General features: G+C 33.4%; 24 protein-coding genes. 18 read left to right on the top strand and 6 right to left on the bottom strand.

Annotated elements, in window-relative coordinates; genetic code table 11:
• Positions 1 to 8 precede the first annotated feature (8 nt).
• The 9 genes from ACODH8_RS07810 to ACODH8_RS07770 all read left to right on the top strand — a co-directional run bounded on the left by ACODH8_RS07810 (position 9) and on the right by ACODH8_RS07770 (position 10,779).
• Positions 9 to 1,523 carry a flavocytochrome c gene (locus ACODH8_RS07810; protein ID WP_332466260.1) on the top strand — a complete coding sequence of 505 codons (1,515 nt, stop codon included), beginning with the start codon at positions 9 to 11 and terminating at the stop codon, positions 1,521 to 1,523.
• A 100-nt stretch (positions 1,524 to 1,623) separates the two neighbouring features.
• Positions 1,624 to 1,923, top strand: coding sequence for a hypothetical protein (locus tag ACODH8_RS07805; protein ID WP_332466259.1), 300 nt, complete (start codon positions 1,624 to 1,626; stop codon positions 1,921 to 1,923).
• Positions 1,924 to 1,994: 71 nt separating this feature from the next.
• Positions 1,995 to 4,817, top strand: a complete 2,823-nt coding sequence (locus ACODH8_RS07800; RefSeq protein WP_332466258.1) for a sigma 54-interacting transcriptional regulator — start codon at positions 1,995 to 1,997, stop codon at positions 4,815 to 4,817.
• A 234-nt stretch (positions 4,818 to 5,051) separates the two neighbouring features.
• Positions 5,052 to 5,549 carry a mannose/fructose/sorbose PTS transporter subunit IIB gene (locus tag ACODH8_RS07795; RefSeq protein ID WP_332466257.1) on the top strand — a complete coding sequence of 166 codons (498 nt, stop codon included), beginning with the start codon at positions 5,052 to 5,054 and terminating at the stop codon, positions 5,547 to 5,549.
• A gap of 80 nt (positions 5,550 to 5,629) precedes the next feature.
• Positions 5,630 to 6,595, top strand: coding sequence for a mannose/fructose/sorbose PTS transporter subunit IIA (locus ACODH8_RS07790; protein WP_332466256.1), 966 nt, complete (start codon positions 5,630 to 5,632; stop codon positions 6,593 to 6,595).
• A 35-nt stretch (positions 6,596 to 6,630) separates the two neighbouring features.
• Positions 6,631 to 7,437 carry a PTS mannose/fructose/sorbose transporter subunit IIC gene (locus ACODH8_RS07785; protein WP_332466255.1) on the top strand — a complete coding sequence of 269 codons (807 nt, stop codon included), beginning with the start codon at positions 6,631 to 6,633 and terminating at the stop codon, positions 7,435 to 7,437.
• 16 nt (positions 7,438 to 7,453) lie between these two features.
• A complete protein-coding gene (locus ACODH8_RS07780) occupies positions 7,454 to 8,368 on the top strand; it encodes a PTS system mannose/fructose/sorbose family transporter subunit IID (protein WP_332466254.1) in 915 nt (304 codons plus the stop codon).
• 114 nt (positions 8,369 to 8,482) lie between these two features.
• Positions 8,483 to 8,857 (top strand): DUF956 family protein, encoded by a 375-nt coding sequence (locus ACODH8_RS07775; protein WP_332466253.1) that lies wholly within the window; start codon positions 8,483 to 8,485, stop codon positions 8,855 to 8,857.
• A gap of 227 nt (positions 8,858 to 9,084) precedes the next feature.
• Positions 9,085 to 10,779 (top strand): peptide ABC transporter substrate-binding protein, encoded by a 1,695-nt coding sequence (locus tag ACODH8_RS07770; protein WP_332466252.1) that lies wholly within the window; start codon positions 9,085 to 9,087, stop codon positions 10,777 to 10,779.
• Positions 10,780 to 11,058: 279 nt separating this feature from the next.
• On the opposite strand, the gene ACODH8_RS07765 is transcribed toward ACODH8_RS07770, so the two are convergent.
• Positions 11,059 to 11,403 (bottom strand): DUF3899 domain-containing protein, encoded by a 345-nt coding sequence (locus tag ACODH8_RS07765; protein ID WP_332466251.1) that lies wholly within the window; start codon positions 11,401 to 11,403, stop codon positions 11,059 to 11,061.
• An 88-nt stretch (positions 11,404 to 11,491) separates the two neighbouring features.
• Here ACODH8_RS07765 and opp3b point away from each other — a divergent pair, with 88 nt between their 5' ends.
• From opp3b to ACODH8_RS07745, 4 genes are read left to right on the top strand one after another with little or no spacing between them, the layout of a single operon-like run.
• Entirely contained in the window at positions 11,492 to 12,436 is a 945-nt protein-coding gene (gene opp3b, locus ACODH8_RS07760; RefSeq protein WP_332466250.1) for an oligopeptide ABC transporter permease, read from the top strand.
• Complete coding sequence (gene opp3C / locus ACODH8_RS07755) at positions 12,436 to 13,464, top strand: oligopeptide ABC transporter permease (RefSeq protein WP_332466249.1); 1,029 nt, start codon at positions 12,436 to 12,438, stop codon at positions 13,462 to 13,464. Before opp3b ends, opp3C begins: the two co-directional genes overlap by 1 nt.
• A 14-nt stretch (positions 13,465 to 13,478) precedes the next feature.
• On the top strand, positions 13,479 to 14,516 hold the full coding sequence (locus ACODH8_RS07750) for an ABC transporter ATP-binding protein (protein ID WP_332466248.1): 1,038 nt from the start codon (positions 13,479 to 13,481) through the stop codon (positions 14,514 to 14,516).
• Between the two features lie 16 nt (positions 14,517 to 14,532).
• Complete coding sequence (locus ACODH8_RS07745) at positions 14,533 to 15,486, top strand: ABC transporter ATP-binding protein (RefSeq protein WP_332466247.1); 954 nt, start codon at positions 14,533 to 14,535, stop codon at positions 15,484 to 15,486.
• Between the two features lie 71 nt (positions 15,487 to 15,557).
• Here ACODH8_RS07745 and ACODH8_RS07740 read toward each other — a convergent pair whose 3' ends face one another.
• The 3 genes from ACODH8_RS07740 to ACODH8_RS07730 all read right to left on the bottom strand — a co-directional run bounded on the left by ACODH8_RS07740 (position 15,558) and on the right by ACODH8_RS07730 (position 18,727).
• The gene (locus ACODH8_RS07740; RefSeq protein WP_332466246.1) at positions 15,558 to 16,511 is read right to left on the bottom strand and encodes a N(4)-(beta-N-acetylglucosaminyl)-L-asparaginase; all 954 of its coding nucleotides are present in this window, start codon (positions 16,509 to 16,511) and stop codon (positions 15,558 to 15,560) included.
• 111 nt (positions 16,512 to 16,622) lie between these two features.
• Positions 16,623 to 17,348 (bottom strand): GntR family transcriptional regulator, LSA1692 subfamily, encoded by a 726-nt coding sequence (locus ACODH8_RS07735; protein ID WP_332466245.1) that lies wholly within the window; start codon positions 17,346 to 17,348, stop codon positions 16,623 to 16,625.
• 71 nt (positions 17,349 to 17,419) lie between these two features.
• Positions 17,420 to 18,727, bottom strand: a complete 1,308-nt coding sequence (locus ACODH8_RS07730; RefSeq protein WP_332466244.1) for a Sapep family Mn(2+)-dependent dipeptidase — start codon at positions 18,725 to 18,727, stop codon at positions 17,420 to 17,422.
• Between the two features lie 333 nt (positions 18,728 to 19,060).
• On the opposite strand from ACODH8_RS07730, the gene ACODH8_RS07725 reads away from it, so the two are divergent.
• The gene (locus ACODH8_RS07725) at positions 19,061 to 19,618 is read left to right on the top strand and encodes a recombinase family protein (RefSeq protein WP_332466243.1); all 558 of its coding nucleotides are present in this window, start codon (positions 19,061 to 19,063) and stop codon (positions 19,616 to 19,618) included.
• 45 nt (positions 19,619 to 19,663) lie between these two features.
• On the opposite strand, the gene ACODH8_RS07720 is transcribed toward ACODH8_RS07725, so the two are convergent.
• Together ACODH8_RS07720 and ACODH8_RS07715 are read right to left on the bottom strand one after the other, a co-directional pair.
• Positions 19,664 to 20,422: an ABC transporter permease gene (locus ACODH8_RS07720; protein ID WP_332466242.1), complete on the bottom strand. Its 759-nt coding sequence runs from the start codon at positions 20,420 to 20,422 to the stop codon at positions 19,664 to 19,666.
• Entirely contained in the window at positions 20,415 to 21,074 is a 660-nt protein-coding gene (locus tag ACODH8_RS07715; protein ID WP_332466241.1) for an ABC transporter ATP-binding protein, read from the bottom strand. The genes ACODH8_RS07720 and ACODH8_RS07715 overlap by 8 nt, the downstream gene beginning before the upstream one ends.
• Positions 21,075 to 21,293: 219 nt before the next feature.
• Here ACODH8_RS07715 and udk point away from each other — a divergent pair, with 219 nt between their 5' ends.
• From udk to ACODH8_RS07695, 4 genes are all read left to right on the top strand, one after another.
• Complete coding sequence (gene udk, locus ACODH8_RS07710; protein ID WP_332466240.1) at positions 21,294 to 21,926, top strand: uridine kinase; 633 nt, start codon at positions 21,294 to 21,296, stop codon at positions 21,924 to 21,926.
• A gap of 31 nt (positions 21,927 to 21,957) precedes the next feature.
• On the top strand, positions 21,958 to 22,542 hold the full coding sequence (locus ACODH8_RS07705) for a peptidylprolyl isomerase (protein ID WP_420517658.1): 585 nt from the start codon (positions 21,958 to 21,960) through the stop codon (positions 22,540 to 22,542).
• Between the two features lie 77 nt (positions 22,543 to 22,619).
• Positions 22,620 to 22,979 carry a S1 domain-containing post-transcriptional regulator GSP13 gene (yugI, locus tag ACODH8_RS07700; protein ID WP_332466238.1) on the top strand — a complete coding sequence of 120 codons (360 nt, stop codon included), beginning with the start codon at positions 22,620 to 22,622 and terminating at the stop codon, positions 22,977 to 22,979.
• A gap of 88 nt (positions 22,980 to 23,067) precedes the next feature.
• The gene (locus tag ACODH8_RS07695; protein ID WP_332466237.1) at positions 23,068 to 23,436 is read left to right on the top strand and encodes a hypothetical protein; all 369 of its coding nucleotides are present in this window, start codon (positions 23,068 to 23,070) and stop codon (positions 23,434 to 23,436) included.
• Positions 23,437 to 23,789 lie beyond the last annotated feature (353 nt).

Here is a 23,789-nt window from a genome sequence, read left to right as displayed (position 1 = left end):
GGAAACCAATGAAAAACAAAGTATTAAAAACTGTGACAACAAGTCTAGCTGTTATGTTTTTATTAGCTGGATGTGGCAGTAACAAAAATGCTAGTACAAAAGAAAGTAGTAAAAAGACAGAAGAAACAAGTACAGAAGTGACAACTGGTGCGTCTGAGAAAGGTTATACTGATCCAAAAGAAATGAAGGATGAGTATGACATGATTATTGTTGGTGCTGGTGGAGCAGGGATGGCTGCTGCAATAGAGGCAAAAGATGCAGGAAAAAATCCAGTAATTTTTGAAAAAATGCCTGTAGCTGGTGGTAACACACTGAAATCTTCAAGTGGAATGAACGCTTCAGAAACTAAATTTCAAAAAGAAGAAGGAATTGAAGATAGTAACGATAAGTTCTTTGAAGAAACCTTAAAAGGTGGACATGGAACTAATGATAAAGAATTATTACGTTTTTACGTAGATAATTCAGCTGATGCCATTGATTGGTTAGATTCAATGGGAATCAAATTAAATAACTTAACTATTACTGGTGGTATGAGTGAAAAAAGAACTCACCGTCCAGAAGATGGTTCAGCTGTAGGTGGTTATTTAGTAGATGGTTTAACTAAAAATGTATTTGAAAAAGAAATACCTTTATTTGTTAACGCTGATGTAGCTGAAATAACTGAAAAAGATGGTAAAGTGACTGGTGTTAAAGTAAACGTTGAAGGAACTGAAAAAGAAGTTAAAAGCCAAGCAGTTGTTGTGACAACTGGTGGATACGGAGCTAATCCTGAAATGCTAGAAGCTGGAAATCCTGACTTAAAAGGTTATGTAACAACTAACTCTGAAGGTAGTACAGGTGACGGTATTAAGATGATTGAAAAAATGGGTGGACAAACAGTTGATATGGACCAAATCCAAATTCACCCAACTGTTCAACAAGACAATGGTATTTTAATTGGTGAAGCTGTTCGTGGTGAAGGGGCTATTTTAGTTTCTCAAGAAGGAAAACGTTTCGTCAATGAAATGGATACACGTGACAATGTATCAGCTGCAGAAAATGCTTTAAAAGAAAAATCATCTTACTTAGTATTTGATTCAGGTGTTAAAGAACGTGTGAAAGCAATTGATTTTTATGAAAAACAAGGTTTCGTAACAAAAGCTGAATCTGTTGAAGGATTAGCTAAAGAGCTAAAAATAGATGAAAAAGCATTAGCTGAAACAGTAAAAACATGGAATGATGCAGTAGCTAATAAAAAAGATACTGAATTTAAGCGTGAAACAGGTATGGATAATGCTTTAGAAGGTAAAGAATTCTACGCGATTAAGATTGCACCAGGTATTCATTATACAATGGGTGGTGTGAAAATTAACGCTAAGACAGAAGTATTAGACAAAGATGGTAAAGCGATTCCTGGCTTATTTGCAGCAGGTGAAGTAACTGGTGGTTTACATGGTGAAAACAGAATCGGTGGTAACTCAGTAGGAGATATTATTGTTTTTGGTCGTGAATCAGGTAAACAATCAGCAGCATTTGTTAAATAATTTTTTATGAATTGAAAGAGAATGACCTAATAAGTCATTCTCTTTTTCTATTCTCATTTGGTAATAAAAAGGCTATTATTTAGTAAAAGGAGTGGATTACATGAATTTAGAAGAATATTTGTTAGTTTCTTTAATGGAAGAATGTGCTGAAATTACTCAAGGAGCAGCAAAGGCTTTAAGATTTGGATTAGATGATTGCCATCCTGATAGGCCTAATGAGACAAACGAGCAAGATATATTAGTTGAGATGTATCAATTGCAAATGGTATTTGAGAAGTTAATCAAAGAGAATATCATCACTGATTTATCTGAAGATATGAAAGATATTATTAAAGAAAAGAAAATTCGTAAAATTGAAGAGTATATTGAATACGCGAAAGAAAAAGGGAAAATAAAATAAAGTGTCATTTCTTTTTTTTTTTGATACACTATTAATACAGTTGAGTTAGTGTATTTGTTAGGAGGATGAGGATGAAACGAATCGATCGAGTGTATCAATATGTTAAAGAAATCTCAAAAGAAGTAGATCCATCAGATACTAATAAAATTATAGGTGTCACAACAAAAGAAGTTGCTGAAAATTGTGAGATTCAGCGAAGTAATGCCAGTAAGGATTTAAATAGCTTGGTCCGTGAAGGATTAGTTGATAAGTTGGACGGTAGGCCAGTTCGATATGTGTGTAAATCAGTTTTTCGTCATAAGCCTCTTTCAAAATATGTTGAGAGTTATTTAGAATCTGAGCCTGTAAAAAAAGAACCCAAAGAAATTAAATACTCTACAGAAGATATTTTTAAACGGGTTGTAGGCGCGTATGGTAGTATGAAAAACTCCACAGAGCAAGCAAAAGCGGCTATTCTATATCCGCCGAAAGGATTAAATTGTTTAATTATTGGTCCAACAGGTTCTGGTAAAACTTTTTTTGCTCATACGATGTTTCAATTTGCGAAGCAAAATCAAGTGGTTTCTTCTAAAAAAGAAATGGTTGTTTTTAATTGTGCCGATTATGCCAGTAATCCAGAATTATTAATGAGTCATTTATTTGGTCATGTTAAAGGAGCTTTTACTGGAGCAGATCAAGAGAAAGAAGGCTTAATTAGTTTAGCAAATGACAGTTATTTATTTTTAGATGAGATTCACCGTTTGCCACCAGAAGGGCAAGAAATGGTCTTTTATTTTATGGATAATGGCACGTACGCCAAATTAGGTGAAACTCAAAAAAACCGTAAAGCAAATGTTCGAATTATTTGTGCGACGACAGAAGACCCAAACTCGGCCTTATTAAATACGTTTGTCCGCAGGATTCCAATTACGATTCAGCTACCTAATTTTAAGGACCGATCTGCTAAAGAAAAAATTGATTTGGTTAAAATGATGATGGCTATGGAAGCTAAGAGGATTCAAAGAAAAATAATTCTAAGTGAAGACGTTATTAAGGCATTAATTGGTAGTGTATCTTATGGAAACGTAGGACAGTTAAAATCAAATGTTCAATTAGTTACTGCTCAAGCATTTTTAAATCATATGGAAAAAGATGAAATTCATATTACTCTAGAAGAATTAAATGAAGGGATAAAAGAAGGGTTGATGACGTTAGCTCATGACCGATCAGCAATGTCAGAATTAACTTCTTTACTTTCACCACAAACATCGATTTCTCCAAATACACCACTGGATATTTTTGAGGAAGACTCATATGAACTTCCGTACAATTTGTACGAGATTATCGGTGATAAAGCGGCTGTTTTGAAAGAAGATGGCTTAACGCAGGATGCGATTAATCATTTTATTTCAACAGATATCAATGTTCACTTAAAATCATTTTATCGCAATCACGGTTTTACTTTTGATACGGAAAGCAAATTAACTGAGATTATAGATGAGCGAATATTGAATACAACAAGACGTATTTATGAATACGCCAAGGAAGCCCTAGAGTATGAATTTCAAACTAACTTTTTATATGCCATGGGATTTCATATTAGTTCTTTTTTAAATAGATTGAAAAACAATGAAGAGACTCTTCGTGGTAATAATGAAAACATTCAAAATATGGTAGCTCATTATCCAGAAGAAATGAAAGTTGCAAAAGTTTTTAAAGAAATGATTGAAGAAGATTATCATGTAGATGTCCCTACTTCAGAAGTACACTATTTAACGATTTTATTAGTCTCCTTAAAAGAAAACAAAGAAGATGGCAGAATTGGTATTGTTGTTGCAGCGCATGGGAATAGTACCGCAACTAGTATGGTACAAGTGGTTACTCAATTATTAAAAGTAGATAACTTAAGAGCAGTGGATATGCCCTTAGAGATGAAACCAAAAGAAGCCTTTGAAAAAATTGTTGAAGAAGTTATTGAAGTAGATGAGGGCAGTGGTGTTATGCTCTTAGTTGATATGGGCTCACTTAGTACTTTTTCAGAAGACATCAAAGTAAAAACTGGAATTGAAGTTAAAACGATTGATATGGTAACGACTTCGATTGTTCTTGAGGCCGCTAGAAAATCAAGCTTGCTTGATACGAATCTAAATGATATTTATGAATCAATTAGTCATTTTCATGGGTATACAATGGGTGAAAAAGAATTGTTAGCTGAAGCAAGAATAGAAGATAATCATTTGAAAGAGAAGGCCATTATTGCTATTTGTGCTTCTGGAAAAGGCACAGCCCAGAGAATGAAGGAATTAATCGAGCGCTATTTGTTAAACAATTTAGAAACAAATATTGTTGTTTTCCCCATTTCAGTTGTTGAGATGAATGAACGAATAAAAGAAATTGAGAAAAGCTACCATATATTAGCAACAACGGGAATTAAAGATCCTAAAATTCAAGCGCCATTTATTTCAATGGATATTCTTTTTTCAAATCAAGGTTCTCAAGTTATAGAAGATGTAATCAGCAATAGTTTTATTGAACAACAATCTGAATTATCATTAGATAGCGCTAAAGAGATGTGTTATGAGTATTTAAAGGAAAGTTTTACTTTTATTAATCCGGATAAATTACTGGATCCTTTGTGGCTATTTGTTGATAAAATTAATGAGTTAGAAACATTGAACGCTAATGAATCTTTCTATATTAATCTTTGTATGCATACAGCAGGAGCAGTTGAACGTGAACTTAGAAAAGACACCTTATCAACGGATTCTGATGAATTAGAATTAATGCAACAAAATGACATTTATATCAGAATTAAACCAGCATTCGATTTGTTGAATCAAATTTTACAGATTGATTTTTCAGAAAGTGAAAAATTCTTTATTGTAAAGATAATCGAAAATGAAAAAGATAAATAACGATATTTAATACAGTAACAATACACAATGGCTTAAAGTTTAGTGTATTGTTACTGTATTTATTTGTGTATTATTTAGTGTGTTGTGTATTGAAACATTGATTTATAAGGAATTCATTAAGAAAAACGTTGTTAATATTTTTTGGCACGATAATTGCTTATATAGTTGTATAGGGAGAAAAAGTTGTTTTTTGTCATGTCTTCCATTTAATTTCTAAGATTTGGAGTGTGTAGTATGAGTATTGACATTCGGTTAGCAAGAATCGATGATCGTTTAATTCATGGGCAAGTAACAACTGCTTGGTCTAAGCAAATCGATATTAATCGTATTTTGGTAATCAGTGATGAAGCAGCCAATAATCCACTTAGAAAAATTTTACTAAAGCAAGCAGCACCTTCAGGAATAAATGTTAATGTGGTGAGTGTAACTAGAATGATGGAAGTATCTAATAGTTATATTCTTCATGGAGAAAAAGTTGCCTTATTATTTACAAGCCCAGTTGATGTCGAAACTCTCGTTCGTAATGGATTAAAGTTATCAACGGTTAATATAGGTGGTATGAGTTTTTCTTCAGGGAAAAAAATGTTAACTAATTTTGTTTCTGTGGATGATAGAGACATTGAAGCTTTTGTTTATCTAGATGAACAGGGAATCGAACTTGAAATTAGAAAAGTGCCTGCAGATCACAAAGTAAATTTAATGGAGAGCTTAAAAAAACAAAACTTCTTATAGCTATCAAGCATTTATCTTCTATATATAATAGAAGTAAGTGGTCTTTATAGAGAAATAAAAAAAAGGTAGGAGGTAAAAGAATGGTAGGAATTATCCTAGCAAGTCATGGTGAATTTGCGACTGGCGTTTTACAATCAGCATCAATGATTTTTGGCGAGCAAGAAAATGTAGCAGCAGTTACATTAATGCCCTCAGAAGGTCCTGAAGATGTGAAAAGAAAAATGCAAGAAGCAATTAACAGCTTTGACAATCAAGACGAAGTATTATTCTTAGTTGATTTATGGGGTGGTACACCTTTTAATCAAGCAAGTAGTTTACTTGAAGGACATCAAGACAAATGGGCAATTGTGGCAGGTATGAATTTACCGATGATCATTGAAGCTTATGCATCTCGTTTTTCAATGGAAAGTGCACAAGATATTGCTAAACATGTATTAGCAACAGCTAAAGAAGGCGTTAAAGTAATGCCAGAAGAGTTAGAACCAGCTGAGGTATCTACTTCTAATGAAGAAAGTGTTAATGCAGGACGTCCTGGAAAAATGGATTATGTTTTAGCACGTATTGATTCTCGTCTTTTACATGGACAAGTAGCAACTGCTTGGACAAAAACAACTGGACCAACACGTATTATTGTTGTTTCTGATGCTGTGGCTAAAGATGAATTACGTAAAAAATTAATCGAACAAGCTGCTCCTCCAGGAGTAAAAGCACACGTTGTGCCGATTGACCACATGATTAAATTAGCACAAGACGATGAGCACTTTGGTGGCCAAAAAGCATTATTACTTTTTGAAACGCCACAAGATGTTTTGCGTACGATTAAAGGTGGCGTAGAGTTAGGGACAATTAACGTTGGTTCAATGGCTCACTCAACTGGTAAAGTACAACCAAATAAAGTGTTAGCTTTTAATCAAGATGATATTGATACATTTAAAGCTTTAAAAGAAGCTGGTGTTTCTTTTGACGTTCGTAAAGTTCCAAATGACTCAAAAGGAAACATGGAAGAAATTCTTAAAAAAGCACAAGAAGAAATTAATAAGCAATAATTTATTATTATAAAAGGAATGGAGGAATTATTACCATGGATTTAAATTTTATTCAAATAATCTTAGTGATTATCGTGGCATTTTTAGCTGGTGTTGAAGGTATTTTAGACCAATTTCATTTCCATCAACCAGTTATCGCATGTACACTTATCGGTTTAGTAACAGGAAACCTAATCCCTTGTCTTATTTTAGGTGGTACCCTACAAATGATCGCTCTTGGATGGGCTAACATTGGTGCTGCCGTAGCTCCCGATGCTGCTTTAGCATCTGTTGCATCTGCTCTTATTTTAGTTTTAGGGGGAGAAGGAGAAGCTGGCGTTCAGACAGCGATTGCTTTAGCTATTCCTTTAGCTGTAGCAGGTCTTTTATTAACTATTATTGGTCGTACATTAGCAACAGCATTTGTTCACTTGATGGATGCTGCAGCTGCAGAAGGAAATATTAGAAAAGTTGAAATGTGGCATTTATTAGCTATCGTAATGCAAGGTTTACGTATTGCAATTCCAGCTGGTTTAATCTTAGCAATTGGTGCTGAGCGAGTAAGTGGCGTTTTAGCTTTAATGCCAGCTTGGTTAACAGACGGATTAGCAATCGGTGGTGGAATGGTAGTAGCTGTTGGTTATGCAATGGTTATTAACATGATGGCTACAAAAGAAGTATGGCCATTCTTTGCTATTGGTTTTGTATTAGCAACAGTTTCAGAAATCACATTAATGGGTCTTGGTGCAATTGGTCTTGCCTTAGCGTTAATCTACTTAGCGTTATCAAAACAAGGTGGATCAGGCAACGGCGGTGGTTCAAATACAGGTGATCCTGTAGGCGATATCATCGATAACTATTAAGAAGGGAGCGAAAAAAATGTCAGAAAATAGAATTGAATTAACGAAAAAAGATAGAATTTCTATTTGGTTACGTTCTACATTCCTACAAGGTTCTTGGAACTATGAGCGTATGCAAAATGGTGGTTGGGCATACACAATGATCCCAGCTATTAAACGTTTATACAAAACAAAAGATGAGCAATCAGCAGCATTAACTCGTCATTTAGAATTCTTTAATACCCATCCATATGTGGCATCTCCAATTATCGGGGTAACATTAGCTCTTGAAGAAGAACGTGCTAATGGTGCACCAGTTGATGATGTAGCAATTCAAGGGGTTAAAGTTGGTATGATGGGACCTTTAGCTGGTATCGGGGATCCTGTATTCTGGTTTACAGTTAAACCAATTTTAGGAGCTTTAGCAGCTTCTCTTGCAATGGCTGGAAATATCTTAGGGCCAATCATTTACTTTGTAGCTTGGAATGCGATTCGTATGGCATTTACATGGTACACACAAGAATTAGGTTATAAAGCTGGTTCTAAAATTACTGATGACTTATCAGGTGGTATCTTACAAGATATTACAAAAGGTGCTTCTATCTTAGGTATGTTTATCTTAGGTGCCTTAGTAAATAGATGGGTATCTATTGGATTTGCCCCAACTGTATCTGAAGTTAAATTATCTGAAGGAGCATTCATTGATTGGAATAGCTTACCAGAAGGCGCTGAAGGAGTTAAACAAGCCTTATTACAACAAGGTCAAGGTTTATCTCTAACAGATACTAAAGTAACAACTTTACAAGATAACTTAGATAGCTTAATCCCAGGATTAGCTGGATTATTATTAACATTCTTCTGTATGTGGTTATTGAAGAAAAAAGTATCTCCAATTGTTATTATTTTAGGTCTATTCGTAGCAGGTATTGGTTTACATTTATTAGGAATTATGTAATAAATAGAAATCAATTAAGTCTGAGCTAGTGATAAATTAGCTCAGACTTTTTTTGGAGATAAAGGATAATATGTTATAATTTATATATCTAATTAACTCAGTAGGAGGCATATTATGGTTCAATCAATTAATACAAAAGTAGATTTAGTTGAGAAAGCGACCTCTTTTTTAGGTTTCACTGACTATGGTAAAATCATGATAGGAGATAAAGGTTTTGAATTTTATGATGATCGAAAAGCAGCTAATTTCATTCAGATACCATGGGAAGAAATTGATTGTGTTATTACTTCTGTGATGTTTAAAGGAAAGTGGATACCAAGATTTGCTGTTAAAACCAAAAAAGATGGTACTTACACCTTTTCAGCTAAAGACCCTAAAAAAGTTTTAAGAACAATGAGAACATATATTGGTGCTGATAAAATTGTTAAATCATTAAGCTTCACTCAAGTAATCAAACGTTCAATAAAAAATATGACGAAAAAAAAATAAAGAAAACCATTCTTAGGTTAAGATGGTTTTCTTTTTTTTCATTTCATTTTAATTTTCTAATAAATACAATCTTAAAAGGCTACTATACGGGGATTATTTATCTTAACATTCGGTTTTTCCTAATTTTGCAGGAAAAAATGGTTGCAATATGATGAGTTTTCATATACTATTATGAGTATATTTTAATTTAGTTCTAATTTTAATGTAAATATTAAGGGGGAATTCTAATGAAAATGAAAAAAATGGTGTATGTGGGGCTTTTATCTACAGTGGCATTAGGTTTAGTAGCTTGTGGAGGTAAAGGTGGCGGCAAAGAAGGTACTGATTCTAAACCTGCAGCAAGTTCAGAAGCAAGCGGTAGTGAAGAATTAGCAGATGAGCAGATCTTTACAGTAAACGTATTACAAGAAATGCCATCAGCAGATTTATCATTAAATACAGATGTTATCGGATCAGTTGCTCTAAACAATGTTTATGAAGGGATTTATCGTTTAGGTGAATCTCAAGAACCGGAACCAGCTGGAGCAGTAGAAAAAGCTGAAGTTAGTGAAGATGGTTTAACGTATAAAGTTAAACTTCGTGAGGATGCTAAATGGTCAGATGGCGAGCCTGTTAAAGCGAAAGACTACGTTTATGGATGGCAACGAACTGTTGATCCAAAAACTGCATCAGAATATGCTTACCTACATGAAATTGTTAAAAATGGCGCAGCTATTACAGCTGGTGAGAAACCAGTTGATGAATTAGGAATCAAAGCTGTTAGTGATTATGAATTAGAAATCACATTAGAAAAAGCAGCACCATATTTTGATTATTTATTAGCATTCACAACATTCATGCCACAACGTCAAGATATCGTTGAAAAGTATGGTAAAGAATATACAACATCAAGTGAGAAAGCTGTCTATAATGGACCATTTACTTTAGCGAACTTTGATGGACCTGGTACAGATACAGAGTGGTCATATGTTAAGAACCCTGAGTATTGGGACAAAGATACTGTTAAGTTAGATGAAATCAAGGTTAGTGTAGTAAAAGAATCTTCTACTAGCTTAAACTTATACGATGATGGACAAGTTGAAGATGTACAGTTATCAGGAGAATTAGCTCAACAAAAAGCAGGAGATCCTGAGTTAGTAACTGAATTAAAAGCATCAGCTCGTTACTTAGAACTAAATCAACGTGAAAAAGACTCACAATTCCATAATGAAGATTTAAGAAAAGCTATTTCTTATGCAATTGATAGAGAGTCATTAGCTAATCAAATTTTAGCAGATGGTTCTGTACCAGCTAAGGGGTTAGTACCAACTGACTTATCACACTCTCCAAACGGAGGAAAAGACTTCTCTGAAGAAGCTGGTGGAGATGTTGGTTATGACAGTAAAAAAGCTAAAGAGCATTGGGAAAAAGCTAAAAAAGATTTAGGAAAAGATAAAATCGAAGTAGAAATTTTAGCTTCTGATAATGACTCAACTAAAAAAGTTTTAGAGTTTCTACAAGGTTCATTGGAAGAGGAATTACCAGGACTTAAAGTGAAACTTAGTCCAGTACCATTTAGTGTTCGTCTAGATCGTTCTAACAAAGGTGATTTCAGTATGGTGTATGGTGGTTGGATTGCTGACTATCCAGATCCAAGTAGTTTCTTAGATTTATTTGAAACAGGTAACTCTTATAATAGAGGTCACTATTCGAACCCAGAGTTTGATAAGAATGTAAAAGAAGCAAGTACAACAAATGTTAATAACCCAGAAAAACGTTGGGAAAACATGCAAGCAGCAGAAAAAATCATCGTTGAAGATACTGGAATTATTAACGTATTGCAAGAAGCAGAAGCTCACTTACGCTCTGAAAAAGTAAAAGGTGTGGTAGCTCATCCGGCTGGTGCAATGTATGACTATAAATGGGCATATAAAGTTAAATAAGACGAAAAAAGATTAACAGTGAATAGACTTAGTTGAAAAGATATCGTGATTGATTAATAAGTACCTCTTTATAAAAGAGGTACTTGTTATATCAATGATTAAGGTTTCAAACAACTGTTTGTTTTCTAAAACAATCACGAACTCTCACATTAAAGTTTACACGCTATTTAGTCTTTTTAATTTTTCAAAATTTAGAGAAAATCATTTTTAGAAAAGTTTATTGTTGGTTAGAGGAAATAAAAAATCCTATAACACACTTGTTATAGGTTTTTTTTATTATCAAGAAAAGAGAGCTAAAAGAAAACTTATTAGAAGTAATAATCCACCAATAGATAGCCAGTAAATGGGTTTCTTTTGGAAAATTTCTGATAGAGGAATGTATTCTTTAGGTTCGTTTTTCTTTCTTGCTTGTATTAAGTTTTTCATGTTTTTTTGAAAGAAATCAAAAAAGCCTGAAGATAATATAGCAATACCTGCACCAATAATAATAAATACTAATGAAAACATAAAGAAATTATCAGAAAGAGAAACAAGCGTTAATTCTTTTTTGGTTAGTAAGGTAAATAGAGGGATGAAAATAACTAATCCACCTAAACTAACACCGATTTTTTTATAGATAGTCATAAGGTAATTCCTTTTCTATTAGATTGATAAACTAACTCTAATTCATTTATTAATAGATGTCAAAATATTTCAAAAGGGGGAAAAATAAATGAAAAATTTTGCAAAGTTTTTCTTAAAACGTGTCATGTTTATGCTCATCACATTATGGCTAATCACGACAATTACATTCTTTTTAATGAAGTTGCTTCCTGGTTCGCCTTATGCCAACCAAGAGAAATTATCTCCGGAGCAAATTCAAATATTAAACGAACAAGCTGGACTTGATAAACCAGTTATTCAACAATATGGAATCTATATGGGAAATATTGTACAGGGTGATTTTGGAACAAGTTTCCAATTTAAAAACCAACCTGTATCAAAATTATTAAAAGAAAGAATAGGACCATCAGTCCAGTTAGGGATTCAAGCTATTATTTTTGGTACTTTAGTTGGTATTATTTTAGGAGCAATAGCTGCGATGAGACAGAATACATGGGTTGATACACTGGCCACCTTGGTTGCTATATTAGGTAGGTCGATACCCAACTTCGTATTCGCAGTTCTTTTACAATATGTCTTTGCAATTAAATTAGGTATCTTGCCAATTGCTAAATGGGATCAAGGGTTTATTTCAACAATCCTTCCAACATTAGCTTTATCAATGTCTCCATTAGCTGACTCGGCAAGGTTCATTAGAACAGAGATGGTAGAAGTACTAAGTAGTGACTATATTGAATTAGCTAGAGCAAAAGGATTAAGTCGTACACAAGTTGTTTTCCGTCATGGTTTAAGAAATAGTTTAATTCCATTGATTACTTTATTAGGACCACTAGCTGTAGCTTTAATGACAGGTTCTCTAGTAGTTGAAAATATTTTTGCTATCCCTGGAATTGGGGAGCAATTTGTTAAATCGATTATGACGAATGATTATCCAACGATTATGGCAGTAACGATTATGTTCTCAACTATGTTAGTTGTAGTTATCTTAATCGTTGACTTATTATACGGTATCGTAGATCCAAGAATCCGTGTATCAGGAGGTGGCAAAAACTAATGGAAAATTTAAATGTAAATAAAATACCAAAAGAAAAATTTGAGCCGATTTCAATTAATGATAATTTAGATCGTGAAAAAATTAGTGCGCCCTCTTTAAACTTTTTACAAGACTCTTGGCGTCGTTTGAAAAAAAATAAGGGAGCTGTTATCTCTTTAATCTTACTGATTATTGTAACGATTTTGGCTTTTGGATCGATTTGGGTGTCACCCCATGATCCAACGAAACAAAATCCTAAATACATTAATTTACCACCGAAAATTCCAGGAGTATCAATTGATGGATTTAACGGAACAGCTGTAGTAGGTGGCAATCGTGTTGACAAGTATGAGCAAGCTAATGTACCAGATGATGTTCATTTCTATTTAGGAACAGACGGATTAGGTCGTGATTTACTATCTCGTTTATTAATGGGAACTAGAATGTCTCTTATTATTGCTTTTGTAGCAGCCTTTTTAGACCTTACTTTTGGGGTTATTTACGGAATGATATCAGGAATGAAAGGCGGGCGGACAGATAACGTCATGCAGCGGATTCTTGAAATCCTTTCGGGAATCCCTAACTTAGTTGTTATGATTTTAATGTTAACAGTCTTTAAGCCTGGTATGATGTCGATTATTTTAGCGATGATTATTACAGGGTGGATTACTATGGCTCGGATTGTTAGGGCACAAACCTTAAAAATCAAAGACCAAGAATATGTTTTAGCAGCAACTACATTAGGAGTTTCTAAACCTAAGATTGCTATAAAACATGTGCTTCCGAACATTTCAGGTGTTATCATCGTTCAAATGATGTTTAGTATTCCATCAGCGATTTTCTTTGAAGCATTCTTAAGTTTCATTGGATTAGGATTAACACCTCCAACAGCTTCTTTAGGAACGTTACTAAATGAGGGGTATAAGACGTTTAGATTCTTACCTCACTTGATGTGGGCACCAGCTATTACTTTATCTGTAATTATGGTTTGTTTTAACTTACTTGCAGACGGATTACGTGATGCTTTTGACCCGAAAATGAATGATTAGGATGGTGATGACAAATGGAAAAAGTATTAGAAGTTAAAGACTTGAATATCTCGTTTGATACTTTTGCTGGTAGAGTTCACGCCATTCGTGGTGTTAACTTTGACTTACATAAAGGTGAAACATTAGCAATCGTAGGTGAGTCTGGTTCTGGTAAATCAGTAACGACTCGTACAATTATGAGATTACTCGCTAACAATGCGAATATAGATGAAGGACAAATTCTCTTTAAAGGAGAGGATTTAGTTCATAAAACAGAAAAACAAATGCAGTCAATTCGTGGGAAAGACATTGCGATGATCTTCCAAGATCCAATGACTTCACTTGACCCAACGATGAATATTGGGAACCAAGTAGCAGAGTCACTTAGAAAACACCGTAAGATTTCGAAAAAAGATGCTCTTGATCGTGCCTTAGATTTATTAAAGTTAGTAGGTATTCCTAATGCTGAAAAGCGTTTGAAAAATTACCCTCACCAATTCTCAGGTGGACAACGTCAACGTATTGTTATTGCGATTGCTTTGATTTGTTATCCTGAAGTATTAATTGCTGATGAGCCAACAACAGCTTTAGATGTAACTATTCAAGCTCAAATTATTGATTTGATGAAAGATATTCAACAAAAAATTCAGACATCAATTATCTTTATTACGCATGACCTTGGGGTAGTGGCAAACGTGGCAGATCGTGTAGCAGTTATGTATGGTGGTAGAATTATTGAAATCGGAACATCCGATGAAATTTTTTACAACCCACAACATCCTTATACATGGGGATTATTAAGTTCAATGCCAACTCTTGAAACTAGTGAGGAAAAATTATATGCGATTCCAGGATCGCCTCCTGATTTATTAGATCCACCTAAAGGAGATGCGTTTTATCCTCGTAATGAATATGCTATGCAAATTGATACAGAAGAAGCACCGCCTTTCTTTGAAGTGTCACCAACTCATAAAGCTGCAACGTGGTTACTTGCTCCAGGTGCCCCTGAAGTAGTTCCACCAGCTGAAATTGTTCGAAGAAGAGAGAAGTATAAAGAACGTTTTAATGGATAGGAAAGAGGTGGATAATATGGAAGCAACGCAAGAAAAAAAATTAATATTAGAAGTTAATAATTTAAAACAACACTTTAATGTTGGAAGAGCAGATGAAGTTAAAGCAGTTGATGATATTAGTTTCTCAATTTATGAAGGGGAAACTTTTGGGTTAGTAGGAGAGTCTGGTTGTGGAAAATCAACAACTGGACGTAGTATTATCCGTTTGTATAACCCAACTAGTGGAGAAATTAAATTTGATGGTGAGGATGTCTCTAAAATAAAAGGTCGTCAAAATATGAGTCAATTTAGACGAGATGTCCAGATGATTTATCAAGATCCTTATGCATCATTAAATCCAAGAATGAAAGTTAAAGACATCATTGCTGAAGGTATTGACGTCCACGGTTTAGCTAAAAATGATGAAGAAAGAACTAATCGTGTTAATGAGCTGTTAAAAACAGTGGGATTAGATCCAAGTCATGGTACGCGTTATCCTCATGAGTTTTCAGGAGGTCAACGTCAACGTATTGGAATTGCACGAGCTTTAGCTGTTGAGCCTAAATTTATTATTTGTGATGAGCCTATTTCAGCATTAGACGTGTCAATTCAAGCCCAAGTAGTTAACTTGTTACAAGAACTACAGGAAAAAGAAAAGTTAACGTATCTCTTTATCGCTCATGATTTATCAATGGTTAAATACATTAGTGATCGTATTGGAGTAATGTATTTTGGAAAATTAGTAGAGGTAGGGTCTGCAGCCGAAATTTATAATTACGGCTTGCATCCTTATACTGAAAGCTTACTATCTGCTATTCCATTACCTGATCCTGATTATGAACGCGGGCGTGAGAGAATTCTTTTTACACCTCAAGAAGATGATGGTGCAGATCGCCAATTACGTGAAATTGCACCCGGTCACTCAGTTTATTGTAGTGAAGACGAGGTAGCTGTGTATCAACAAAAACTTTCGGATAAGAAAGACCAGTAGATATTCCCCCATCTACTGTCTCTTATTAAATAAACCAAAAAGGCAGACTCTTTATAGAGACTGCCTTTTTGTTATTCTATGGGAGCTTTAATTCTTTTTTCATAAGCATCTAGCCATTCTTGAGTAATCGGCTCAATAATAGTTGTATGATTTTCGCCCATATTAGCAATATAAATAGCAGCTTCTTCGTGATCGTTTGCTACAGAAAAAGTGAATTCTACATTAGTTGCCACTCCCCAAGCACCTTCGTTATTCATTGCAACAAGAGAGAAAGCTCCTGCTTTTCCGTAACGTTTTGTTAGCTTATCATGGAATGTATAAACAGTTTGATCACATGCTTCTTGAGGGCTTAATCCTTCAGACATTTTTCGAACTATTTCGTAAGATAAAATCCCCTTCATTAAATCTTCACCTAATCCAGTAGCAGCTGCCCCACCAACTTCGCTATCAACGTAAAAACCAGAACCAGAAAGAGGAGAGTCTCCCACACGTCCTGGTCGTTTCATAAAGAGACCTGAACTAGAAGTACCAGCGCTCATACTACCTTGGCTGTCTAAAGTTACGACACCTACTGTATCATGGCCATCATAAGGACTTAAATTATGTTTTTTTATATCATCTAAACGGTTCATCCATATTTTTTTAGCACGGTCTGTCAGCATTTCTTTTTGTTCAAATTCTGCTTCTATAGCGTATTCGGTAGCACCTTGACCAACTAAAAAACTATTAAATTTTTCATTACTAAGTTTTCTGGCTACTGAAATAGGATTTTTAATGTCAACGATTCCTGCTACAGCTCCGATTTGAAAAGTATCACCATCCATAAAAGCAGCATCCATTTCTAAGATACCTTTGGCATTAGGAAGACCTCCAAAACCAACAGATTTATAAAAAGGATAATCTTCCACCATTTTAATGGTTGTTTCAAGTGCATCTCCTGCTGATTGTCCAGCTTGTAATTGATCCATTGCAGCAACGATACCATCATGTGCCATTCTCCATGTAGCGATTGTTCCATAACTCATTTTAAACATCACCTTTCATAAAACTTATCATTGTGTTCAGTATACAGTAGTATATACTGTTTTGTCTATACCGAAAAAATACTGATTATCACAATCGATAATCGGTATTTTTTATGACGTCATAGGACGATGAAGAATATTTTTAAATGTGTATTTATCCGCTCGGTAGTAAGAACTATCATAAAGAATAGGGATACCAGCTGCTGAAAAAGTAATCGTATGAACTAAAAGTAGTGGCTCATTAACAGGAATTTTTAGGTATTCGCTTATTTCCTTAGTTACTAAAGTAGCTTCTATTTCTTGATGAGAATAGGAGATATCACTTTGTTTTTCGATTAAATCAAAAATAGAACCCTGAATATCAACTTCAGTGAAATCTTTAGGTAACATGGAAGAGCGAATAATAATTTCTTCCAAAGTCATTGGATCATTGTCAAAATAACGTAATCGTCTAATTTTATAGACGGGTTCTTCGTTTATTTGCAATATTGTCTTCATTTGGCTAGTAGGAGCATCCAGTTTTTGGAATTCAATAATATCTGACTTAGAGGTTTTACCAAAGGCTTTCGCGCTTTCTGTAAAACTTAACAAACCATTTTGTCCACTTTGAAATTTATCATTTTGGCGCATGATATAAGACCCTTTACCACGGTGTTTAACTAAAATGTTTTGCGAAATGAGTAAATCAATTGCTTTTCTAATAGTTAATCGACTAACATCATATTCTTTAGCTAAATCATATTCTGAGGGCAATTTCTGCTCATAGCTATAAGAACCATCATCAATTTTATTTTTTATTTGTTTAGCAACTGATTCAAAGATATTTGTTTTTTTCATAAGAACTCCTTTCACATTTATAGTTATTATATCATGAAAATAGAAAAGTCTAGGATCACAATTTTACCAAGTTATTTCCCTAATTCAGATAAAAGATAGGTATAAATCTCTAAATTTTTAATTAAATCTTTTTTATCCATATATTCATTTTTATTGTGTGCAATTCCTTTTTGACCAGGGAATGACGGTCCAAAGGCAATAATGTTGGGCATACTTCTAGCATAAGTTGCACCAGTAGTTGTAACTGGTGTTCCATCTAAACCTGTTGCGTATTCATATACTTTACTCATTTGATGTATCATGGGATGATTTTTATCAAAATAGGTAGAAGGCATATCTCTTGTAACTTGAATGATTGAGTTGTTAGGCATAGCTTTTTCTAGTTGTTTAATGATTTGTTCTTTGTGAATACTAATAGGATATCTGATGCTAATATCAAGTGATATAGTATTATCATTAAATGTTAGGTCAACAGGTGTTAAAGCTAAATAGCCTGATTCTTCATCAGAAAAGTTTATTCCTAAACCAGAACCATCATGTTGATTATGCAGACTATTAGCTAGCCAACTTAGATAATCTTGAAATTCACCAGAAAGATTGTGATTAGTTTGTTCCTTTTCACCAAATAATGTAATAACATTTAGTCCCATATCAGGGGCGTTACTAGGAGCTCTTTTTCCAGTTAAAGAAATAGAAGTATTGTTAATAGTGTAATGTAAAGTATCAGGAACAGCACTTCTATCAAAATTACCTTCAAAAGTAGTTAATGGAGAAAGGGACTCATCTGAAATAGTTGTAACTATTTTTACACCTAATACACCACGCTCTCCGTAAACAGCAGGATACTTACAATCTGGCGTATAACCGTACATCGGAGGTTGTTCTTGAGTTAAGTACATAGGAATATCAGCAGAACCACTTTCTTCATCGGTGCCAAATAAAATACGAATTGTTTTAGTTAATGGTAAATTAAGTTCTTTCAAAATAAAAAGGGCATATAGATTAGCGATGATAGGGCCTTTATTATCCAAAACACCACGACCGTAAAAAACATCGTGATCTAGTGTTAAATCAAATGGTGGATAATCCCAATCAGTACCTTCATGAACTACATCTAAATGACCAATGACACCGATATAGTTTTCATCATCCTCACCAAGTTGAGCGTAACCAACAGCATTACTAACGATTCCAGTTTTGAAACCTAGTTCCTTAGCTAGCTCTAGAGTTTCTGATAATGCTTTTTTAGGACCGTTACCAAAAGGGGCGTTAGGTTCGGGTGTTCCTTTTACACTATTGATTTGCATGATTCGTTTTAAACCATCAAAAAAAATAGGTTGAATTTCTCTAATTTTCTCATCTAATATTGAATAAGTCATATGAATCACTCCTTTTAAATAGTATATACTAGATGGGGGTCAGATTCAAAAAAATAATAAAAATGTGAGCTTTTTAATATTAAATGTTTATTATTTGAAATATAATAAAGAGAAAGGTAGATAATAAGCCAATATTTTAAAAGGAATGTTCGAGGATAAATAACAAAGTTTCATAAATAGGTCTATTTTTTTATCAGATTTTTCACAACCTTGAGAAAAGTTTGATAAGGCAGGTTTTTTAAAAAAGAGATATACTATGAACATAGCAAGAGATAAATGATTATTGCAAATGAATAAAATATAAAGAACACAAAAAAGTAGGGGGAAAAAATTATGAAAACAATTGGATATGTATACGCATCTAGCGAAGAAAACTACGTGAAAGAACAAATCGAAGGATTAAAAAGTGTAAATATCGAGTCTGTAACAGTAGAAGAAGAAGTGAATGAAGGTATCACTCAAAACGACGACGTATTAAAAGAAATTGTTGCTACATTAAATTCTGGAGATGAATTAGTAGTTTATGAATTACGTTGTTTAGGTAAATCAATTATTCAATTAGCTGAATTCTTAGCAGAGTTAAAAGAAAAAGGAATTCAATTAGTAGTAGTTAAAAAAGGCGCTGCTTATAGTGATATTGATGACGCTCCTTATGTGGAAATGATTTTAAAAATTGCCGAAATGGAAAAAATGATTATCCGTGAAAGAACAACTAAAGGTTTACAAGAAGCTCGCCGTAAAGGCCGTGTTGGTGGACGTCCAAAAATTTCTGAAGAAACAATCGAACAAATCAGATTCTTATACAACAACAACCGCTATACATTACGTCAAATTGCTGAAGAATGTAACATCTCTTTAGGAACAGCCTATAAATACGTACAAGAAAGATAATTAAAAAGCTATGTCATAAGTATAAAAACTTATGACATAGCTTTTTTAATTTAATTGATCTAATTCATTAAAGTATTGTTTGTAAGCTAAGTAAGAAGCAATCATTGTAGCAAATCCAGTTGTTGAAATTAACATAAACATAACAACAATTTGGTAGCGAATAGCTGTGGTAGGGTCAATTCCAGCAAACATTAAACCACTCATCATACCAGGTAAACTAACTAGTCCTACTGTTTTAGCACTATCAATACTTGGTGACATGGCGGTTTTGATGCTTTCTTTAATAATAGGTAATGTCGCTTGTTTTTTTGTGGCACCTAAAGCTAGTTTTTCTTGAATTTGTTGTCTCTGATCTGTGAATTTTGAATTCATCGTACGATAACCAACACCAATAGCAGTCATGGCATTACTAGCAATCATCCCTGTAATTGGGACAATTTGTGAAGGTGTCCATTTAAGCGTCCCCGAGAAAAAGAGAACAGCAAGAGATAAAAAAGTACCCATACTAATAGCCATTAAAGAAATTTTAAAGCCGTTTTGTAAATGTTTGGCTCTCTTACCTGCGTTGTAAGCCGCATTAAAAATAATAAATAAGACCATTAGACTTGTAACAATAATATTATCAACTTTAAAAATAGCGCTAAGGACATATCCAATAATGAATAGTTGGAGAACTGTTCTAATAGCAGCGATGAAAATATCTTTTCCTAAACCAAGTTTCTCTTTATAATCAATAAATAAAGCAATAAAAACTAAAGTGCTAGCAAATAACAAAGATAAATTTGAAATATTTAAACTATTCATGAGTATTCTCCTTTATGAAACCATCTTCAATAAATAAGCGTCGTTTAGAAGAGAGGAACTCCTCTTTGTTATGCGTAATCCAAAGAACAGTTAAATGTTCATCTTTATTTAGTCGATAAATCATTTCTCTAATAATACGACTATTTTCTTCATCTAAAGCACTTGTTACTTCATCTAATAATAAAATCTGCGGCGGGAAAAGTAAATTTCTAACAAATGCAACTCGTTGTTTTTCTCCGCCTGATAAAGAGTCAATTCTTTTATCTAAAAATTCTTCAGAAAGTTGAACATCTTTAAGTAATGAAATAGCACGTGTTTGATCAAATTCCTTTTGTCTGATTTCATATGGAAAAACTAAGTTATCTTTTACAGTTTCTCCAAAGAGAACAGGGTTTTGAAATAGATAAGAGACTTCTTTACGGTATTCAGTCGGTACGTAATCTTCTAATTTTTTTTCGTTAAAGAAAATATCGCCAGTTGTTTTTTTTTGCATATTAGCAATTAATTTTAATAGAGTACTTTTTCCGCTACCAGAAGGTCCGCTTATTGTCATAAGTTCACCTTTGTTCATAGAAAAAGATATCTCAGATAAAATAGTGTTATCATCTACCTTAAATCCTAATTGTTTTATGGATAAAATGTTGTTGCTCATAATACTCCTCCTTTGGTTATTAATATCAATCTACCATAAGTTTTTATTTCTTAATTAGAATTAGTCTTAACTGATAATGATAATCAAATTCGGAGGAAAATTTCAAATAAGTTATCTTTTTTTAAAAAATGAAGAAAAAATGCCGAAAAAGTTGAAAGTATGGTCTTGATAGAGTAGGATATCAAAGAAGGATTAAAAAGAATTAAGTGAGGGATACGCATGCAAACAAAAAATGAGCGTCCTATTGTAATCGGTGTAACTGGTGGTTCTGGAAGTGGTAAGACTAGTGTTAGTCGTGCTATTTTAAATGCTTTACCAAATCATTCTATCTTATTGTTTGAACAAGATTCTTACTATAAAGATCAAAGTCATTTATCTTTTGAAGAACGATTAGGTACAAACTACGACCATCCATTTGCTTTTGACACAGATTTATTAATAAGCCATTTGAAAGATTTAATGAATTATAAAAGTATTGAAAAGCCTGTCTATGATTACGAAGCCCATACTCGTAGTACTGAAGTGGTTAATCAAGAACCTAAAGAAGTAATTATATTAGAAGGTATTTTGATTCTAGAAGATGAAAGACTTAGAGATTTAATGGATATTAAAGTTTACGTAGATACTGAAGATGATATCCGTATCATTAGACGTATTAAGCGAGACATGGAAGATCGCGGTCGTTCCCTTGATTCTGTCATTGAGCAATATCTAGGTGTTGTTAAGCCAATGCATACGCAATTTATTGAACCAACAAAAAAATATGCAGATATTATTATACCTGAAGGCGGTAAAAATCAGGTAGCTATTGATTTATTAACTACTAAAGTAAGAAGTATTTTAGAAGACTAAAAATATACATATATAATAGGAGGAAACAAACATGACACAATTCCCACAATTAAATTTAGAAGCAGCAACAGTAACAGCGACAATCAAAACAAACCGTGGTGATATCAAAGTAGCTCTATTCCCAGAACAAGCACCTAAAACAGTAAAAAACTTTCTTGAATTAAGTAAAAAAGGTTATTATGACGGAGTTATCTTCCACCGTATTATTTCAGATTTTATGGTTCAAGGTGGAGACCCAACTGGAACAGGTATGGGTGGCGAAAGTATTTACGGTGAAAAATTTGAAGATGAGTTCTCTCAAGAAGTGTTTAACTTAAGAGGAGCTTTATCAATGGCAAATGCTGGACCAAATACTAACGGCAGCCAATTCTTTATCGTTCAAAATCAAAATGTACCAGCTAATATATTAGGTCAATTAGAAGGTGCTGGATTCCCTGAAGAAATTATTGAAGCTTATAAAAAAGGTGGAACACCATGGTTAGACTTCAGACATACTGTTTTCGGTCATGTTGTTGAAGGTATGGATGTAGTAGATGAAATGAGCTCTGTAAAACGTGACGCTCAAGATCGTCCATTATTTGATATTACAATTGATAGTGTAGAAATAAACGATTAGTGAAAAGATTAAGGGCAATATCTGCCCTTAATCTTTTTTTATGTTAAAATATGTATGATTTGATAGGAGATGATGATATGGATTATAAAATAGGAATGGTCATTAACGGAAAAATAACTGGTATTCAACCATATGGTGCCTTTGTTTCATTAGATAATAATCAGCAAGGGTTAATTCATGTGTCAGAAGTTAAACATGGCTTTATCAAAAATATTGCAGATGAACTAGAAGTAGGTCAAAAAGTCACAGTCAAAGTAATTGATATTGATGAGTATACACAAAAAATAAGCCTTTCTCTAAGAGTGCTTCAACCATCCCCTGTTGTAGTAAATAGAAAGAAAAAATTCTTTACAAATAAAAATAAAAAGATTGGTTTCTCAACGATAGAAGAGAAGTTAGATGACTGGGTTAAGGAAGCTTTAAAAGAAACATTGTAAAGTAACTGATTTTTTTCAGAAAATATGGTATAATTAAATCTGTCGAAAATTAACGAGTTAAACATTAAAACTTAAGAGGTGGAATATGTTGGAACAAGTAAAAGTTGCTGGAACAGTTATTCTTAATCAAGAAGACGGACATAAAAAGTTTCTTGTTAGAAAAGAGAGCAATCAAGTTGAGTTTGTTATGACAGAGGTAGATAATGATTATACAAGTTTAGCATGTATATTGAATGAGTTTAGAGATGAAGTTCATCTTAATACAAGTGATATGGAATTAGTTGAACTAACAAGTATCTATCTAGGTGATTTAAAAATGCCACTTTTTGTTTTTGGTTTAGATGAAAGTAAAGACAGTTTGAATGTAGACGATAGTAATTTTTCTTGGGAAAATCCATCTACGTTAAGAAAAATATTAAAAAACTTTGAAATTAGCGGAGTTCCATATTTAAGTTAAAAAAAATGCTGAGTCAGTATTGACTTAGTATTTTTTATTTGTTATTATATAAAAGTTGATTGAAACGAACCTGTAACAAACGTTACAAGAAATAAAAAATAAAAATGTTGTTGACACACTTTGAAATACATGCTATTATATAAAAGTTGTTAAGGCAACAAGTTAGATCTTTGAAAACTGAACAAAGTAAGACAAACCAAATGTGTAGGGCGTTTTTACGAATGTAAAAACAAACCATATTTAGTGAATAACATTCGCTAGCAAGTTTTAAATTAATTAATGAGCTAAACGTCGCAAGACGTTATCATAACTTTTATTGAGAGTTTGATCCTGGCTCAGGACGAACGCTGGCG

It is taken from the genome of Vagococcus fluvialis (assembly GCF_048815235.1).
Taxonomy (GTDB): domain Bacteria; phylum Bacillota; class Bacilli; order Lactobacillales; family Vagococcaceae; genus Vagococcus.
This window is presented reverse-complemented; position numbering and strand designations above follow the sequence as displayed.

What these genes read in the sequence shown, in the direction of transcription:
- ACODH8_RS07740 (WP_332466246.1), bottom strand. Translation starts at nt 16,511, where the DNA reads ATGAGTTATGGAACAATCGCTACATGGAGAATGGCACATGATGGTATC.
- ACODH8_RS07795 (WP_332466257.1), top strand. Translation starts at nt 5,052, where the DNA reads ATGAGTATTGACATTCGGTTAGCAAGAATCGATGATCGTTTAATTCAT.
- opp3C (WP_332466249.1), top strand. Translation starts at nt 12,436, where the DNA reads ATGGAAAATTTAAATGTAAATAAAATACCAAAAGAAAAATTTGAGCCG.
- ACODH8_RS07790 (WP_332466256.1), top strand. Translation starts at nt 5,630, where the DNA reads ATGGTAGGAATTATCCTAGCAAGTCATGGTGAATTTGCGACTGGCGTT.
- ACODH8_RS07780 (WP_332466254.1), top strand. Translation starts at nt 7,454, where the DNA reads ATGTCAGAAAATAGAATTGAATTAACGAAAAAAGATAGAATTTCTATT.
- ACODH8_RS07775 (WP_332466253.1), top strand. Translation starts at nt 8,483, where the DNA reads ATGGTTCAATCAATTAATACAAAAGTAGATTTAGTTGAGAAAGCGACC.
- ACODH8_RS07750 (WP_332466248.1), top strand. Translation starts at nt 13,479, where the DNA reads ATGGAAAAAGTATTAGAAGTTAAAGACTTGAATATCTCGTTTGATACT.
- ACODH8_RS07745 (WP_332466247.1), top strand. Translation starts at nt 14,533, where the DNA reads ATGGAAGCAACGCAAGAAAAAAAATTAATATTAGAAGTTAATAATTTA.
- ACODH8_RS07725 (WP_332466243.1), top strand. Translation starts at nt 19,061, where the DNA reads ATGAAAACAATTGGATATGTATACGCATCTAGCGAAGAAAACTACGTG.
- ACODH8_RS07705 (WP_420517658.1), top strand. Translation starts at nt 21,958, where the DNA reads ATGACACAATTCCCACAATTAAATTTAGAAGCAGCAACAGTAACAGCG.
- ACODH8_RS07770 (WP_332466252.1), top strand. Translation starts at nt 9,085, where the DNA reads ATGAAAATGAAAAAAATGGTGTATGTGGGGCTTTTATCTACAGTGGCA.
- ACODH8_RS07715 (WP_332466241.1), bottom strand. Translation starts at nt 21,074, where the DNA reads ATGAGCAACAACATTTTATCCATAAAACAATTAGGATTTAAGGTAGAT.
- udk (WP_332466240.1), top strand. Translation starts at nt 21,294, where the DNA reads ATGCAAACAAAAAATGAGCGTCCTATTGTAATCGGTGTAACTGGTGGT.
- opp3b (WP_332466250.1), top strand. Translation starts at nt 11,492, where the DNA reads ATGAAAAATTTTGCAAAGTTTTTCTTAAAACGTGTCATGTTTATGCTC.
- ACODH8_RS07730 (WP_332466244.1), bottom strand. Translation starts at nt 18,727, where the DNA reads ATGACTTATTCAATATTAGATGAGAAAATTAGAGAAATTCAACCTATT.
- ACODH8_RS07720 (WP_332466242.1), bottom strand. Translation starts at nt 20,422, where the DNA reads ATGAATAGTTTAAATATTTCAAATTTATCTTTGTTATTTGCTAGCACT.
- ACODH8_RS07785 (WP_332466255.1), top strand. Translation starts at nt 6,631, where the DNA reads ATGGATTTAAATTTTATTCAAATAATCTTAGTGATTATCGTGGCATTT.
- yugI (WP_332466238.1), top strand. Translation starts at nt 22,620, where the DNA reads ATGGATTATAAAATAGGAATGGTCATTAACGGAAAAATAACTGGTATT.
- ACODH8_RS07735 (WP_332466245.1), bottom strand. Translation starts at nt 17,348, where the DNA reads ATGAAAAAAACAAATATCTTTGAATCAGTTGCTAAACAAATAAAAAAT.
- ACODH8_RS07805 (WP_332466259.1), top strand. Translation starts at nt 1,624, where the DNA reads ATGAATTTAGAAGAATATTTGTTAGTTTCTTTAATGGAAGAATGTGCT.
- ACODH8_RS07800 (WP_332466258.1), top strand. Translation starts at nt 1,995, where the DNA reads ATGAAACGAATCGATCGAGTGTATCAATATGTTAAAGAAATCTCAAAA.
- ACODH8_RS07765 (WP_332466251.1), bottom strand. Translation starts at nt 11,403, where the DNA reads ATGACTATCTATAAAAAAATCGGTGTTAGTTTAGGTGGATTAGTTATT.
- ACODH8_RS07810 (WP_332466260.1), top strand. Translation starts at nt 9, where the DNA reads ATGAAAAACAAAGTATTAAAAACTGTGACAACAAGTCTAGCTGTTATG.